This window comes from Mesorhizobium sp. M0037 (assembly GCF_040323635.1).
GTDB lineage: Bacteria > Pseudomonadota > Alphaproteobacteria > Rhizobiales > Rhizobiaceae > Mesorhizobium.
This window is the reverse complement of record NZ_JAMYVB010000001.1, coordinates 40,232-54,836: the sequence shown is the minus strand read 5'-3', so window position 1 is coordinate 54,836 and position 14,605 is coordinate 40,232. Positions and strand designations below refer to the sequence as shown.

The following is a 14,605-nucleotide window of genomic DNA, read 5'->3' as shown; positions in this document are numbered from 1 at the left end:
GGGACATCATCTGCGGCGAAGAAACAGGATTTTCCATGACCGACCTCATCATTCTGCCGGGCAGCGGCGGATCGGGCGAGGCCCACTGGCAGACACGCTGGCAACAGGCCGACCCGGCGATGCGCCGCTTCAGCCCGGCAAGCTGGGAGCTGCCGGATTTCGACGACTGGGTGGCGGCGCTGGACGTCGCGGTGTCACAGGCACAGACCCCGCCGGTGCTCGTCGCCCACAGTCTCAGCTGCCTGCTGGTCGCGCATTGGCAGGCGGTGTCGAGCCGTCGGATCGGCGGGGCGTTTCTGGTTGCGGTTCCCGACCCGGCCTCGCCGGTCTATCCCGCTTACGGAATTCCCTTCGCCGATACGCCGCGCGGGCCGCTTCGCTTCCCCTCGCTGATCGTGGCCAGCACCGACGATCCCTATGATCCGAACGGCTATGCCGGTGAGAAAGCCACACAATGGGGCAGCGAACTGCACATCGCCGGGCCGCTTGGTCACATCAACAGCAATAGCGGGCTGGGCGACTGGCCGGCGGGAATGGAGCTGCTGACGGCCTTCGTGAGAGACAGACAGGCCGACCAATCGCACCGTAGGCGCCCGAAGCGTGCGCGCGGGCTTGCCCCGACTTGTCCCGCCAGCTATCTCTCGGGAGGGGCGTTTGTGAGGGAGCCTGCGAATGGTGTCCGTCCGATATCTGGTCCGCGATGTCGATCTCTCCATCGCGTTTTATACGAGCCATCGGGGCTTCGCGCTGAAGCAGCAATTCGGTCCGGCGATGGCCATCCTGACGCGCGGCGACCTCTCGCTCTGGCTCGCCGGTCCCTTGGCGTCGGCAGCCAGGCCGATGCCGGACGGCCGGACACCCGAGCCGGGCGGATGGAACCGCTTCGTGCTCGAGGTCGAGCAATTGCCGTCAATCGTGACTAAGATGGGCGAGGCCGGCGTGGGGTTCCGCAACCAGATCGTCGAAGGTCCGGGCGGGCGACAGATTCTTTGTGAAGACCCGTCCGGCAACGTGATCGAGCTGTTCGAGCCAAGCTAGACTTCGGCCGTCGCCTCGGATTCGGCGCCGGGCTTTGCCTGGCCTTCCCACTGCCGCTCCGCCTCTGCTTTGCGCTTCGGACAATCCTCGTAGTCATGCTCTCGCGAACCGCAATAGGAGCAGCATTTTGCCGGCGTGTCGGTTCGAAGCATTGTGGCCATGCACAAGAATGCACGAAAATTCATCCGGTTGCAGCAGCGTCTGCGACGTCGCTGCTGGGATGCGTGACCGCCAGCCTGGCGCCGCCCTCAATAGCCGCCGCCGAGGATCGGCAGAATCTCGGCGGCAGACATTGCGCGCGGCGCGTATTCGTCCGGCCTATATCAAAGTTAAATGCGGATGCTGGGCGTGAGGTGGTAGGTGATCGCGATGGGGGGACTCTCAACGCGCTCGAGGTGTCCCATGGACGTTCGAAATCTGATTGCCAAATTGTCAGCCGCGGTATTGCACCGCCGCGCCGCGTCTTCGCCGATACTGTTCAGGCCGATCCGCAACTCGCTCGCCGACATCCCGTTGAAGCCGGCGCCGCGGCCGCCTTATCGTCCGCATCGGCCGATCTGGCCGGCAAGCAACATGTAGCTCGCCGGGCTGCAACCAGTTTGTGATTTCCTCGTTTATGGCGATCCCGTTTTCAAGGAGGCAAGTGATGAGATCCATCCGGGCGAGGCGCGAATGGTTTGGATGGTGAGCGCATGAGCCGTTTTCTGCCCCTGACGATCAGATTCGTGGACGGCAGCGCGATGACGGTGTCGTCGATCGCCGACGCCAGGAGGGCGCTAGGCGGAACATGGAAGAACAAGCAGACGGCGGCCTACAAGGCGGCCGACAGGCTGGTGGACGACGCGTTGAACGGCATTTGCCGCCCGGACATCGCCTTTGCCGCTTTCCAGAATGCCGCCGCCCAACAGGGCTTGCTGAAGCCGGCCAAGCCAAGTGCCGCCCTTGCCATGCTCGACGAATTGGCGTCGCTGGATGGGCATCGTTGAAAGACCGGCTGACGGATTGCCGGCGATGTCATGGCGAACGCCGGATGGCCTATCTCGGCTCGCGGTTCATGCTGAGATAAGTCGGGTCGAACTCGGCGATTTCCACCAGCTGCTGCCAGTCCAGAATGGTCACCATGTAATTCGCCCAGCCGATCACACCGATCTTGCGCAGCGCACCGATGACCCGGTTCATGTGGACCACCGAAAGCCCAAGCACATCGGCCAGTTCCGCCTGCGACAGAGGAAGCCGGAAACTCATGCCGTTGGTCTGCTTGACCACCTGGAGCCGGACGAACAGCTCGCACACCAGATGCGCCAGGTGCGACGTCTTGGACCGCCGGCCCATGGCCACGATCCATTCCCGGTGAATGGCGCCATCGACGAGCGTGTCCAGCCACAGCAAGCGGCTCAGATGAGGCGCCTGTTCGGTGATCGTCCTTAGCCGACTGTGGTCGGCGGCGATCACCCGGCATGGCGACAAAGCTATAATGCCATGGTCCATTGTCTTGAGCAGGAAGGCGTGCAAATCGACAAAATCGCCGGGCACCTGCAACGAGGTGAACTGGCGGCCGCCATCCTCCAGCACTTTGTAGCGCGCCGCCAATCCCTCGATGATGAGCGTGCTGTAGCCTGGCCTCGACCCCTCGGAAACGATGTCCTGGCCAGTGGCAAAATCCATCTCGATGGTCATGGCGGCGGCCAGCAGCCCCTTTTCCTGCTCGGACAAAGCGTCATGCTGGCCAAGGTTGAGATAAAGCGGTTCTAGCATCGAGGATCCAGTTCGAGATTTCGTGGACATTCGTGGCCTAGCCAAACGCCGGAGATCGGGTGCGGTTGCAATCGGCCGGCACGGCGACGGCTCCTGGCAGGAAATCTGCTCAGGACACAGTCGCATGGAACCATGGGTGCGGGTTGGGATTTAATCCATGTCGCTCAAAAATGGCCCCGATTTTGAGACAACGACATGCATAAAAACACAGACCTGAAGCGCGTCGCCTGCGTCCTTTCAACCGCGATGCGCCTTAGCGTTCTCACGCAGGGATCCTTGCACACATGGAACGGTTCTACTTCGACTTGTACAACGCCGAGACCCAGATTGATGAAGAGGGGCAGCTTTTTCCCAGCCGGGAGCGTGCGGGAGCCGAAGCGCTGCGCATATTGCACGATGTGGCGCGCGACGAGATTCCGGAGGGCGACCACCGGCGGATCACCGTCAAGATGCTGAACGAGAACAGGGAGCAGATATTCGAAGCGTCGCTGACCATGGCGTCGCTGTGGAGTTGAACTCGTCGACCCTGTCGAGGACTGTATGGAACCTCTTGCCCTCCCCTCTGTTTCCTAAGGAGGGGCCAGCGGCAGAAGCTGCCCGGCTGATTGACTGGAGGCATCTATGTCCTTGCAAAAGCTTCATCCCGAGCAGGTCGACGACACACGCAGGCTTGCCTATTCGACCTTTGCCCCGGCGCTGATCGGTTCGCTCACCAAGCGTCTGGCGCGGTGTCAGGGCGTCAAGGAACTGGGCGCCCTGGAAAAGTCGCTCATCCGGCTGATCGAAGACTCCGATGTCGATGGGCCGCAAGCCGAGGCGATGAAAGAGTTCGCAATCGAGCTGGTGGTGTCGACGATATCGGAAGCCCGCGCTCACCCCGACACCAAGAGCGATGTCGAAGCCGTTGGCGAGCGCCGCGCCGAAGGCCGCTCCGAGAACCCGCAGACGCTCGAGGAGCAGTTGCAATCAGGCCTCGAAGACAGTTTTCCGGCCAGCGATCCGCCCGCCGTCGTCTCGACCGCCATTTCCGGCGGCTCGAAGGACCTTGTCGGTACAGATGAGGTGTTGCGCCGCAAGAAAGAGGCGGCGCAGCGAAAGCAGGAAAAGGCCGACGCCGGTTAGCCGGACAAGTCGCGCGAGCCCGAGGCGATGAGAGCCGTCAGCCGAAGCGCTTTTCCGGCGACTGTCCGCTGGCCGGTGACTGTTCGCCGGCCCGCGTGACGATCGCCTCGAGCGGCTCCGGCCGGTGAAGCAGAAAACCCTGGCCATAGGCCACGCCCATGCCGCGCAGAATGTCGAGCGCTTCCTGCTGCTCGATCTTTTCGGCCACCACCGCGCAGCCGAGACTTTTGGCGATGCCCGCTATGGCCGAGACGATCTCGCGGTCGAAACGGCTTTCCGCGATATTCTCGATGAACGAGCCGTCGATCTTGATCTGATCGACCGGAAAGCGCCGCAAATATTCGAACGAGCTCATGCCGGCGCCGAAATCGTCGAGGCTGACGCGGCATTGCCGCTCGCGCGCCTTGCGCACGAACTGCTCGGCGGCGTCGAAATTGGTGACGGCCGCGGTCTCGGTGATCTCGAAGCCGATGCCGGAATGCGGCGCCCCGGTCTCGGCGATGACGGCGTCGACGAAATCCCATAGCAGCGGATCGCTCAGCGTCTGCGCCGACAGGTTGAAGCCGAGCATGATGGCGCCTGACCGCATCGCCGCGCCATGCTGCGAAAGCGCTGTCCTGATGATCCAGCGGTCCAGCCGCGAGGCAATGCCGAAGCGCTCGGCGACCGGAATGAATTCGTTGGGCGGGATCAGCTTGCCATTGCGCCCGGCAAGCCGCGCCAGCACCTCGACGTGGCGGCTCTCCTGCCAGGGCTGGCCGAGCAGATGGATTTCCTGGCCGAACAGTTTCAGCCGCCCGTCATCCATGGCGTCGACCGTGTCGGCGGCGACACGCGCCGCGTTGAGGCCGCCGGAGCCCGACGCCGCATCGGCCGAAAACACCGCGAAGCGATTGCGCCCGGCCGCCTTGGCGGCATAGCAGGCGTCGTCGGCGCAGGCCAACGCATCGGCAACCGTGGTGGTGGTGTCCTCGACGAAGGCGATGCCGATGCTGGCCGCGAGTTTTCGCGAGGTCGCCGGCAGTCCGAGGTCGGCGTCACGGACCGCCGCAAGAATCGCGCCGGCCAGCGCCTCGGCCTTGGCCGATTGGCAATTGGGCACCAGCAGCGCGAACTCGTCGCCGCCGAGGCGCGCGGCACGCGCCGATGCCGGCAGGCAGCCCAGAATACCGGCGGCCACACCCTTCAGCGCCAGGTCGCCGGCGGCGTGGCCGGCGAAGTCGTTGAGCGCCTTGAAGTAGTCGAGATCGACGTAAAACACCGCCAGCGGCAAAGCCCGCTCGGTGGCGATGTGCACGGCCAGCAGCCGGTCGAAGGCGGCACGGTTCAAGAGGCCCGTCAGCGCATCGTGGTGAGCGGCGTAGGCGAGTTCCCGCTCGCGTTTCTTGTCCTCGGTGATATCGCGCACGGTGCCGAGAATCTGGCCCGCTGTCTCAGGCGCCGCGATGAAGCGCACCAGCGATTCGACATGGCGGATTTCGCCGTCGCGCCTGACGATGCGGTATTGCGCGGCGACGACGCCGTCGGTCGAAAGCGGCGCCAGATGGGCGCGCTCTGCGGCATCCTTGTCGTCGGGGTGCAGATAGGAATGCCAGAGGTCGGCGGCCACCTCGTCGGTGTCGGCGACCAGGCCGAATATCTCCCTGGTGCGGGCGTCCCAATAGCTCTTGTTGGCGTCGATATCGTGATGCCAGATGCCGGTGCCGCTGGCCGCCAGCGCCAGGCGAAAGCGCACATTGACCCGCTCCAGTTCGGCTTCCGCCTCTTTCTGCCGGCTGATGTCGGTCTGTACGCCCATCAGCCTGACCGGCCTGCCCGTCTCGTCACGCTCGACAATGCCGCCGCGGTCCAGCACCCAGATCCAGTGGCCGTCCTTGTGCTTGAGGCGTAGCTCGGTCTCGATCGAGGCGGTCAGGCCGGAAATGTGCCGCTCTCCGCTGGCCAGCGCCCGCTGGCGGTCGTCGGGATGCGTCAGCTTCAGCCAGAGGTCGTCGCTGTTGGCAAGCTCGCCATCCTCATAACCCAGCATGTGCGACCAGGTTGGCGAATAGAAACAGTCGCCGCTCAAAATATCCCAGTCCCATACGCCGAGATGAGCGCGTTCGAGCGCAAGCGCCCAGAATTCGCCGTTGCGTATTTTCTCTTCAGCCATGCCCTGGTTTCGCTCACTCCGTCGCCGCCACTATGCACGCAAGCAGAGAAGAAAGCGTTACCGGGTGCGCCGCGCCCACAGTGCGGACAAGGCCTGCAATCGTGCCGGACCATGCCGTAAGGCGTCATCATGCGATTGGGGCTCGTCATGCCATTGGCGCCCTGATTGGAACCGCCCTGCCCGGGCCTGGCTCGACGATCCTTATCGCGCGGCGGCGCGCATTGTCCTCGAGCAGGCCGCGCAGTTCCTCACGGCCGCGCGCGATGCGCGACATCAGCGTGCCGGCCGGCACGCCGAGCATCTCGGCGGCCTCGGCATAGGAGAAGCCCTCGATGGCGACCATGGTCAGCGCGGCACGGCGGTCGGGGCTGATCGCCTGCAGCGCGTCGATGATCTCGCGGGCCGCGACATTCTCCAGCTGGTCGGCGGGAGAGGCCTGCACCTCGCCGGCCTCCAGCGGCAGCATCGAGGCCTCGCCTCGCCGGTTCACCTTGCGCATCTGGTCGATGAACAGATGATGCATGATCGTGAACAGCCATTTTCGCGGGCTCTCTCCCGTCTGCCAGTTGTCCAGCCGCAGCAGCGCCCGCTCCAGGCAGTCCTGGACGAGATCGTCGGCGGAATCGCGGTCGCGCAGCAGCGAGCGCGCATAGCGGCGCAGGCGCGGGATTTCGTCGAGAATTGCTCTCTGCTTTTCGTCCATGACCTTTTGTCTTCGTTTCGGCATGCCGTTGCCGCAAAACCGCTGCGCCCCCGGGTGAGGACAGCTTTGGCTGATCTGAAAAATTCCTCTGTTCATGCCTGTCGTCGGCTCCAAAAACGCTGGGCACTTTTGGGCGACAGGCATGAGGCGCTCAGCGCGGCGCGGCGTCGATGGTGACCCGGTGTGGGTAGAAGGCGCCGTGGTCGCGAATTTCAGTCATCTCGTCGAAAGGCTGCTCATAGGCCCACATCGCGTCGTTGCCGGTTTCACCCGCCGGCAGCACGTTCCAGTAGCTGGCGTCACCCTTGTAGGGGCACAGCGTCGACCGCTCCGTCTTCTTGAGCTTGCGGAAGTCGATGTCCTCGAACGGGATGTAGAAGGAGAAGGGATGGGGCGGCTCGGTCACCATTTTGGCTTTTGCCGAGGAAGCGATGATGTTGCCGCTTGCAAACACGACGACACGCCCGTTGAAGGGCTCGACGGTGATCACCTTGCCCGGATTGCGCCTGAAGCCGGGTGACGGGTTCGCATGCTGATCCATGACTGCTCTCCTTGTCCGCTGGTGGTTCGATGCCGGTCGACGGCGTCAGCTCTCACTGGTCACTGATGGGCCGGCGACAGCCGTCACGCGCGACAGCTTCTGGCGCTTTTCGAGCTTTGGCTTTTCATAGGTCTTCTTCATCGATCTTCCTTTTCTGACGTCTGGCAGCCGGTCCGCGCGGCTACCGGCCGTACGATCATGGCTCCAAGGGACAACAGGCGCATCTCCCGTCCGGCCGATGCGCCGCCGAAGAAATCGGGGTCAGCGTGGCAAGAATGATTCGCATAGCCGCGATCCGACGGCGGTGGATTTATCTCAGCCGGGACGGCCATGCTTGGGCCGGGCGGAACACGGTTTTGGCGAATGCGGCCCTGTCAGCATGATCGCAAGGCTTGGACAGGCGGGAACAGCCCACCCGCGCGGCTATATGGCGATGGCTGCTTGGCGCCGGTGCACGCCGCGAAATATCGATAATAAAGGACGGCAGGTGAGACTCTACAAAATTAAGATGATTTGCCGGATATTTTCGCCTTTTCCGCACGAGAACTAAAATAAATTATCGACAGACGAACTTTCACTTTGGAAAAATGTCCATTTTATCTCTGTTAACCAAATATTAACCAAAATTATCCGATACATACCGAAGTTATTCGCTGTCGCAATCCGAATCTAAGTTGTAATAATAATTGCACAGTTCGCTTGTGACATTACTGTACCGTTGATGTCTTGCGAAGCATGCAGCGGAGGAGCTGTAGGGGTGAAATCCGGGTCAAGACCGTTTTGCGAAGAACGATCTGCCCCGACGGAGGGCCATCGCATGAGATTGCTAAAATACGCGCTGCTGCTGGGTGGGTCGCTGCTTGCAACCCTTCCCGCGACCTCCACCGTCTTGACCACCAACTTTAACGTGAAGATCACGATCACAAACGAATGCAAGATCCTGACGGCTAGCGATCTTATTTTCGGTTCGCACGGTATCATTGATACCAATGTGGACCAGACCAGCACCATTGGCGTGCAATGCACCGCCGGACAGACCTACGTCGTGGGTCTGGGTCTCGGAAATGGCGCGGGCACAACCGTCGGGAGTCGCAAGATGACCGGGCCGGGCGCAGCGGTGGTCAACTATAGTCTTTACCAGGATGGCGGCCATGCGCAGGTCTGGGGCATCACATCCGGCACCGACACGCAAGCGGGAACCGGCAATGGCAGCGTCCAGAGCCTCACGGTCTACGGGCGCGTTCCGATCCAGCCGACACCGGTGGCGGGCGACTATGCGGACATCGTTCAGGTCACCCTAACCTACTGATTATCGGCACCAATTACGAGGAAGACCATGCGATCCATGCTTTCATGCATTGGCGCCACGGCTCTTTTATTGCTCTGCGCCGGGACGTCACACGCTGCCTCGCTGAGAGTAGCGCCGACAGGCCTCGAACTGATCGCTCCCGACAGCGCGGCGGTTCTCAACCTCGCCAACGATGACGCCAAGCGGCCGATCAATGTGCAGATCCGGGTCTTCGCATGGAGCCAGGCCGGCGGCATCGAAACGCTGACGCCGACCACGGACGTGGTCGCCAGCCCACCATCGACCAAACTCGGACCCAATGCCCAATACGTGGTTCGCGTCGTGCGCGTGTCGAAGGCGCCGGTGCGGGCCGAGGAAAGCTACCGCGTCATCGTCGACGAACTGCCGGACCCCTCACGCAAGAAGGCCGGTACGGTCGCGCTCGCGCTTCGCTATTCGGTGCCGGTGTTTTTCCGCAATGCCGATGCAGCGGCGCCGGCAGTTGCGTGGAGCATTTCGCGCAAGGGCGGCGGCCTTGTGCTGACCGCCAGCAACAGCGGCGAAAGTCGCCTCCGCCTGTCCAACCTATCCCTGACCCAGAACGGCAAGAAGCTTGGCAGCCGAAACGGACTCGTCGGTTATGTCCTGGGCGGCGCCACCATGCAGTGGCCGATCGGCAGCAGCAAATCACTGTCCGCGGGCTCGGTGCTTTTGAAGGCACAGAGCGATCTTGGACCTTTCGATGCCAAAGTTGCCGTCAAGGGCCGCTAGCACCGCGATTGTCGTCGCGCTCGCGACTTTCACACCTTGCCCGGCAGTGAACTCGCAAGAGCTGCCGGCCGTGACGAACCCTGAAGAGCCTGAATCCGTTTTGCCAGCCGGCCGCAGCCTCTATCTGGAGGTGTTCATCAACGACGCCTCGACGAAACTGATCGGCAATTTCACCGAAATGCCGGGCGGCGGCCTGGCGGCGACTCCGGAAGAGCTGAAAGGGGTCGGCCTGAAGCCGCCGGAGGGCGTAGCCGACGCCGGCGGCCTGGTCAGGCTCGACCAGCTGGCGGACGTGTCGTTTCAGGTCGACGAGGCCACGCAGCGCCTCTATGTCACGGCGGCCGATGACAGCCGAGAGGCGCGCATCGTCGATCTCGGCTTACGCTTGCAGGAGGACCGGCCGGCGCCGCAGTCGGGCTTGGGCGCGGTTCTCAACTATTCGCTGTTTGCCAGCTCCAACTCATTGTTCGACAAGGACGTCGAGCTGTTCCAGGGCGTTTCCGGCGGTTTCGATGCGCGCGTGTTCAGCCCCTACGGGACGCTCAGCCAATCCTTCATCGCCGGCTATTCCGACGGCAGGCTGGGTGGCTTCACCCGGCTCAATACGACCTGGAGCTATTCCGACCCCGACCGGCTGATGACCTACCGAGCCGGCGACTTCATCTCCGGCGGATTGTCGTGGACGCGTCCGGTCTATCTCGGCGGTATCCAGGCGCAACGCAACTTCCACCTGCGATCGGACCTGGTGACGCTGCCCCTGCCCTCCTTCGCCGGCACCGCGGCGGTGCCGTCGACGCTGGAGGTCTATACGCAGAACGTGCGCACCTATTCCGGCGACATCCAGCCCGGGCCGTTCCAGGTCACCAACCTGCCGGTGTTCACCGGCGCCGGACAGGCGCAGGTGGTGTTGCGCGACAGCCTCGGCCGCGAGACCACGGCCACCTTGCCATTCTATGCCTCCAGCATGCTGCTGCGCCAGGGACTGCTCGACTTTTCCGTGGAGGCAGGGATGGCGCGGCGCAATTTCGGCATCTCCTCCGACGATTACGACGGCCGCGTCATGGGGGTCGCCACGGCGCGTTACGGCGTGACCGACCGGCTGACATTGGAAGCCCATGCCGAGGGCGGCGCCGACCTGATCAATGGCGGCATAGGCGCTGCCTTCCCGCTCGGGGCATATGGCGCGGCTTCGCTGGCAGTCGCCGGCAGCCATCATGACGGGCGCACCGGTTCGCTGGTCGATGCCAGGGCCGAGTTCGGTTATGACGGCTGGGCGGTCAATGCCCGCATGCAGCGGGCGTTCGGCGGCTATGATGACATCGCTTCGGTGACGGCACAGCCGGTCATACTCGATCCCGATGATTTCACCCGTTTCAGCGCCGGTGTGCCGCGGGCGGTCGACCAGGTGACGCTCAGCGTGCCGATGCCGATCGATTTCTCCAGCCTCAACTTCTCCTATACCCACCTCAAGGATGCCGAAGGCGAGACCAGCCAGATCGTCGGCCTCTCCTATAGTCAGGCGATCTTCAAGCGCAGCACGCTCTATGCCACGGCCTTCGCCGATCTCGACGACGGCGACAGTTATGGCATCTTTGCGGGGATTTCGATCCCGTTCAATGACGACGTCATGGCGTCGACGGGTGTCGAGCATGGGCCTGACGGCCTCAATATCGTGGCCGACCTCGCCAAATCGGAGCGGGCCGAGGACGGCAGCATCGGCTGGCGGCTGCGCACCTCGGAGGGCGAGGTCCCCAATCGTTCGGCAGCGGTCAGCTACCGCGCGCCGTTTGCGCGTTTCGAGGCCGGCGCCCAGCAATTCGACAAGGACTTTCGCGTGACCGGACAGATGGACGGCGCCATTGCGGTCGCAGGCGGCGGTGTGTTCGCCACCAACCGCATCGACGATGCCTTTGCCGTCGTCGATGTCGGCACGCCGGACGTCGAGGTCCTGCATCAGAACCGGCCGGTGGGGAAGACCGACAGCAAAGGCCGCATCCTGGTCACCGGGCTGAATTCCTATGAGCCGAACACGGTGTCGATAGACCCGAAGAACCTGCCCGTCGACGCCGATATTCCGACCACCAAGGAGACTGTCGTTCCGGCCGACCGCAACGGCGTCGTGCTGAAGTTCGGCGTGTCGGAGGCGGCGCAGGCCGCGCTGGTGACGCTGGTCGACCCGAGCGGCACGCCGCTCGAAGCCGGGCTTGCCGGCCGCGTCGACGGCGGCACGGAAGATTTCGTCGTCGGCTATGATGGGCAGGCCTACATCAAGGGCCTCGGCAAGCAGAATGCGGTGGTGGTCGGTCTGGCGGACGGCAGCTCGTGCCGAGCGGATTTCCCGTTCGAAGCGGTGCGAGGCCGGCAAGTGACGATCAAGGATGTGGTGTGCCAATGAAAATCCCAGGCCAAATGATGCGCGCTGCAGTCGTTATAATCCTCGTACTGCTGCCGTCGCTGGCCCGGGCGCAGAGCTGCACCGGTACCGTCACCGACATGAATTTCGGTCTCATCGACACGCTGTCGGCCACCGCAGCCACCGCGACGGCGACACTCAACATGAATTGCACCGGCGGCGTGGTGCGCATCCTGTTCTGTCCGCATATCGGCGCCGGCAGTGGGGGTGCTACCTCGGCGGCAGCCAGGCAGATGGCGAGCGGCGCCAACAGCCTTAACTACCAGCTCTATTCAGACCCCGGAATGAGCGTCGTGTGGGGTTCCTATACCTGGGCCTATGCATCGCGCCCGCCGCCGCAGGTGTTGGTGCCCATTCTCATCGGCAATGCATCCGGCAGCGCCACGATCTACGCTCGGGTGACCGGCGGCCAGTCAGCGGTTCCGCCGGGCACCTATCAGTCGATATTTTCGGGCATCCACGTCGAGTTTCGCTACCAGAACGACCTGCTCGGCAACAGCTGCAACACCGGCTTCGGTCTGACGGCGCCCGATCCGACCTTCACCATCAACGCCACGGTCCAGGCAAACTGCCTGGTCACCACCCAGAACATCGATTTCGGCTCCAAGGGCGTGCTCACCGCCAATGCCGACGCCACCGGCCAGGTCTCGGTCACCTGCACGCCGTCGACCGCCTATACGGTGTCGCTGAATGGCGGCACGACAGGCGGCACGCCGACCAACCGAAAGATGTCAAAGGGGGCTGAGCGGGTGACCTACGGCCTCTACAAGGACGCCGCGCGCTCGCAGCCCTGGGGTGACGCCGGAACGCCGGGAAGCACGGTGGCCGGCACCGGAACCGGTACGGCCCAGGCGCTCACCGTCTATGGCCGCGTGCCGCCGCAGACGACGCCCTCGGCCGGCGTCTACACCGACACGGTGGTGGTGACCATCACCTATTGATCGCGGCCCGCCTCGCCGTTGGCCGGCGCCAGCCAGCGCGCGTAAATCTCGCCGACGATGCCGCGGCGAAAGACCAGCACGCAGATCATGAAGATCAGGCCGGTGGCGATGGTCACCGGGAAGCCGGAGGTGGCGAGCGTGTTTTCCAGCCCGACGACGAGGCCGGCGCCGACGACAGGACCGACCATGGTGCCGATGCCGCCGAGCAGCGTCATCAGGATCACCTCGCCCGACATCTGCCAGGTGACGTCGGTCAGCGTCGCGAACTGGAAGACGATCGCCTTGGTCGCGCCGGCAAGCCCGGCAAGGGCTGCCGACATGACGAAGGCGACGAGCTTGTAGCGGCCGACCGAATAGCCCAGCGAGATGGCGCGGTTCTCGTTCTCGCGGATCGAACGCAGGATCATGCCGAACGGCGAGTTGACGATGCGCCAGACGGCGAAGACGCCGATGAGGAAGACGGCAAGCACGACGAAATACATGTTGAGCGTGACGTTGAGATCGACGATGCCGAACAGATGCCCGCGCGGCACGCCCTGTATGCCGTCCTCGCCTTCGGTGAACGGCGCCTGGACACAGAAGAAATAAAACATCTGCGCCAGCGCCAGCGTGATCATCGAGAAATAGATGCCTTGCCGGCGGATGGCGAGGAAGCCCATGACCAGGCCGAGCACGGCCGCTCCGGCGGTGCCGAGCAGGATGCCGGCCTCGGGCGGCCAGCCCCATGCCTTGACGGCGTAGGCGCAGAAATAGGCGGCGGCGCCGTAGAAGGTGGCGTGGCCGAACGACAACAGCCCGGTGTAGCCGAGCAGCAGGTTGAAGGCGCAGGCAAACAGCGCGAAGCACAGCATCTTCATCAGGAAGATCGGATAGACGAAGAAGGGCGCGGCTATCAGCGCCAGTATGGCCAATGCCAGCAATACCCGCTCCAGCCGCACGGAGGCGGCGGTGCGCTGTTGGTGAAGGGTTGCCTCGCTCATCTCAGGCGTCCCTTCCGAACAGGCCGGCGGGGCGCAGGAGCAGCACGACCGCCATGATGACGAAGACGACGAGGTTCGACGCCTCGGGATAGAACACCTTGGTCAGGCCCTCGGCGAGGCCGAGCATATAGCCGGTGACGATGGCCCCGAGGATCGAACCCATGCCGCCGACCACGACGACGGCAAAGACGACGATGATGATATCGGAGCCCATCAGCGGACTGACCTGGTAGACGGGCGCGGCGAGAATACCGGCAAGGCCGGCGAGCGCCGCGCCGAGCCCATAGGTGAGCGTCAGCAGCAGCGGCACGTTGACGCCGAAGGCCTGCACCAGCTCCGGATTCTCGGTCGCGGCGCGCAGATAGGAGCCGAGCCTGGTCTTTTCGATCAGGAGCCAGGTGCCGATGCAGATAATGAGCGAGGCCACCACCACCCAGCCGCGATAGTTGGGCAGGAACATGAAGCCGAGATTGGTGCCGCCGGCAAGCTGCGCCGGAACGGCATATGGGTTGCCTGACACACCGTAGTAGAAACGGAACACGCCTTCGATGACCAGCGCCAGTCCGAAGGTGAACAGCAGCCCGTAGAGCGGATCCAGGCGGTAGAGCCGCGACAGCGCCACGCGCTCGACCGCCATGCCGAAGACGCCGACGATGAGCGGCACCAGGAGCAGCGCCGGCCAGTAGCCGATGCCGAGATGGACGAGCAGCAGGTAACCGATGAAGGCGCCGAGCATATAGAGTGCGCCATGGGCGAAATTGATGATCCGCAGCAGGCCGAAGATGACGGCCAGGCCGAGGCTCAGCATGGCGTAGAAGGAGCCGTTGATCAGCCCGACCAGCATCTGGCCGAGCAAGGCCTGGACGGGGATGCCGAAGATCATGGTCATGGCGTCACCGAT

Annotated in this window: 16 protein-coding genes and 1 pseudogene; 10 read left to right on the top strand and 7 right to left on the bottom strand. The window is 63.6% G+C overall.

What is annotated here, in order from left to right:
• Positions 1–35 precede the first annotated feature (35 nt).
• Together NKJ78_RS00260 and NKJ78_RS00255 are read left to right on the top strand one after the other, a co-directional pair.
• Positions 36–554, top strand: a pseudogene (locus NKJ78_RS00260) (RBBP9/YdeN family alpha/beta hydrolase); the annotation flags it as partial.
• A 118-nt stretch (positions 555–672) separates the two neighbouring features.
• Positions 673–1,038, top strand: a complete 366-nt coding sequence (locus tag NKJ78_RS00255; RefSeq protein WP_352460558.1) for a VOC family protein — start codon at positions 673–675, stop codon at positions 1,036–1,038.
• Here NKJ78_RS00255 and NKJ78_RS00250 read toward each other — a convergent pair.
• Positions 1,035–1,199 carry a hypothetical protein gene (locus tag NKJ78_RS00250; RefSeq protein WP_023685945.1) on the bottom strand — a complete coding sequence of 55 codons (165 nt, stop codon included), beginning with the start codon at positions 1,197–1,199 and terminating at the stop codon, positions 1,035–1,037. The genes NKJ78_RS00255 and NKJ78_RS00250 overlap by 4 nt on opposite strands.
• Before the next feature lie 241 nt (positions 1,200–1,440).
• Between NKJ78_RS00250 and NKJ78_RS00245 the strand changes: the two genes are divergently transcribed.
• Both NKJ78_RS00245 and NKJ78_RS00240 read left to right on the top strand, forming a co-directional pair.
• Positions 1,441–1,617: a hypothetical protein gene (locus NKJ78_RS00245; RefSeq protein ID WP_023671438.1), complete on the top strand. Its 177-nt coding sequence runs from the start codon at positions 1,441–1,443 to the stop codon at positions 1,615–1,617.
• Between the two features lie 113 nt (positions 1,618–1,730).
• Positions 1,731–2,024, top strand: a complete 294-nt coding sequence (locus NKJ78_RS00240) for a DUF982 domain-containing protein (RefSeq protein WP_023685943.1) — start codon at positions 1,731–1,733, stop codon at positions 2,022–2,024.
• A 49-nt stretch (positions 2,025–2,073) separates the two neighbouring features.
• On the opposite strand, the gene NKJ78_RS00235 is transcribed toward NKJ78_RS00240, so the two are convergent.
• Positions 2,074–2,793: a Crp/Fnr family transcriptional regulator gene (locus NKJ78_RS00235; RefSeq protein WP_023671436.1), complete on the bottom strand. Its 720-nt coding sequence runs from the start codon at positions 2,791–2,793 to the stop codon at positions 2,074–2,076.
• Positions 2,794–3,077: 284 nt separating this feature from the next.
• Here NKJ78_RS00235 and NKJ78_RS00230 point away from each other — a divergent pair, with 284 nt between their 5' ends.
• Together NKJ78_RS00230 and NKJ78_RS00225 are read left to right on the top strand one after the other, a co-directional pair.
• Complete coding sequence (locus tag NKJ78_RS00230) at positions 3,078–3,308, top strand: DUF6894 family protein (RefSeq protein ID WP_023671435.1); 231 nt, start codon at positions 3,078–3,080, stop codon at positions 3,306–3,308.
• A gap of 106 nt (positions 3,309–3,414) precedes the next feature.
• Positions 3,415–3,915 (top strand): hypothetical protein, encoded by a 501-nt coding sequence (locus NKJ78_RS00225; protein WP_023685942.1) that lies wholly within the window; start codon positions 3,415–3,417, stop codon positions 3,913–3,915.
• Positions 3,916–3,952: 37 nt separating this feature from the next.
• Here NKJ78_RS00225 and NKJ78_RS00220 read toward each other — a convergent pair whose 3' ends face one another.
• The 3 genes from NKJ78_RS00220 to NKJ78_RS00210 form a co-directional block, all read right to left on the bottom strand.
• The gene (locus tag NKJ78_RS00220; protein ID WP_023740027.1) at positions 3,953–6,067 is read right to left on the bottom strand and encodes an EAL domain-containing protein; all 2,115 of its coding nucleotides are present in this window, start codon (positions 6,065–6,067) and stop codon (positions 3,953–3,955) included.
• Positions 6,068–6,212: 145 nt separating this feature from the next.
• The gene (locus NKJ78_RS00215) at positions 6,213–6,770 is read right to left on the bottom strand and encodes an RNA polymerase sigma factor (RefSeq protein WP_023693751.1); all 558 of its coding nucleotides are present in this window, start codon (positions 6,768–6,770) and stop codon (positions 6,213–6,215) included.
• Positions 6,771–6,921: 151 nt separating this feature from the next.
• Positions 6,922–7,311 (bottom strand): DUF427 domain-containing protein, encoded by a 390-nt coding sequence (locus NKJ78_RS00210; RefSeq protein WP_023740028.1) that lies wholly within the window; start codon positions 7,309–7,311, stop codon positions 6,922–6,924.
• 817 nt (positions 7,312–8,128) lie between these two features.
• On the opposite strand from NKJ78_RS00210, the gene NKJ78_RS00205 reads away from it, so the two are divergent.
• Genes NKJ78_RS00205 through NKJ78_RS00190 form a run of 4 tightly spaced genes read left to right on the top strand, consistent with a single transcriptional unit; the run spans position 8,129 to position 12,724 of the window.
• The gene (locus tag NKJ78_RS00205) at positions 8,129–8,620 is read left to right on the top strand and encodes a Csu type fimbrial protein (RefSeq protein ID WP_023671429.1); all 492 of its coding nucleotides are present in this window, start codon (positions 8,129–8,131) and stop codon (positions 8,618–8,620) included.
• Between the two features lie 27 nt (positions 8,621–8,647).
• A complete protein-coding gene (locus NKJ78_RS00200; RefSeq protein ID WP_031215130.1) occupies positions 8,648–9,370 on the top strand; it encodes a fimbrial biogenesis chaperone in 723 nt (240 codons plus the stop codon).
• Positions 9,342–11,765 carry a fimbria/pilus outer membrane usher protein gene (locus NKJ78_RS00195; RefSeq protein WP_352460556.1) on the top strand — a complete coding sequence of 808 codons (2,424 nt, stop codon included), beginning with the start codon at positions 9,342–9,344 and terminating at the stop codon, positions 11,763–11,765. Before NKJ78_RS00200 ends, NKJ78_RS00195 begins: the two co-directional genes overlap by 29 nt.
• 14 nt (positions 11,766–11,779) lie before the next feature.
• The gene (locus tag NKJ78_RS00190; protein ID WP_352460555.1) at positions 11,780–12,724 is read left to right on the top strand and encodes a Csu type fimbrial protein; all 945 of its coding nucleotides are present in this window, start codon (positions 11,780–11,782) and stop codon (positions 12,722–12,724) included.
• Here the strand turns inward: NKJ78_RS00190 and NKJ78_RS00185 are convergent.
• Both NKJ78_RS00185 and NKJ78_RS00180 read right to left on the bottom strand, forming a co-directional pair.
• Positions 12,718–13,704, bottom strand: coding sequence for a branched-chain amino acid ABC transporter permease (locus tag NKJ78_RS00185; protein ID WP_023671424.1), 987 nt, complete (start codon positions 13,702–13,704; stop codon positions 12,718–12,720). The genes NKJ78_RS00190 and NKJ78_RS00185 overlap by 7 nt on opposite strands.
• A gap of 1 nt (position 13,705) precedes the next feature.
• Positions 13,706–14,593, bottom strand: coding sequence for a branched-chain amino acid ABC transporter permease (locus NKJ78_RS00180; protein ID WP_023671423.1), 888 nt, complete (start codon positions 14,591–14,593; stop codon positions 13,706–13,708).
• Between the last annotated feature and the right edge of the window lie 12 nt (positions 14,594–14,605).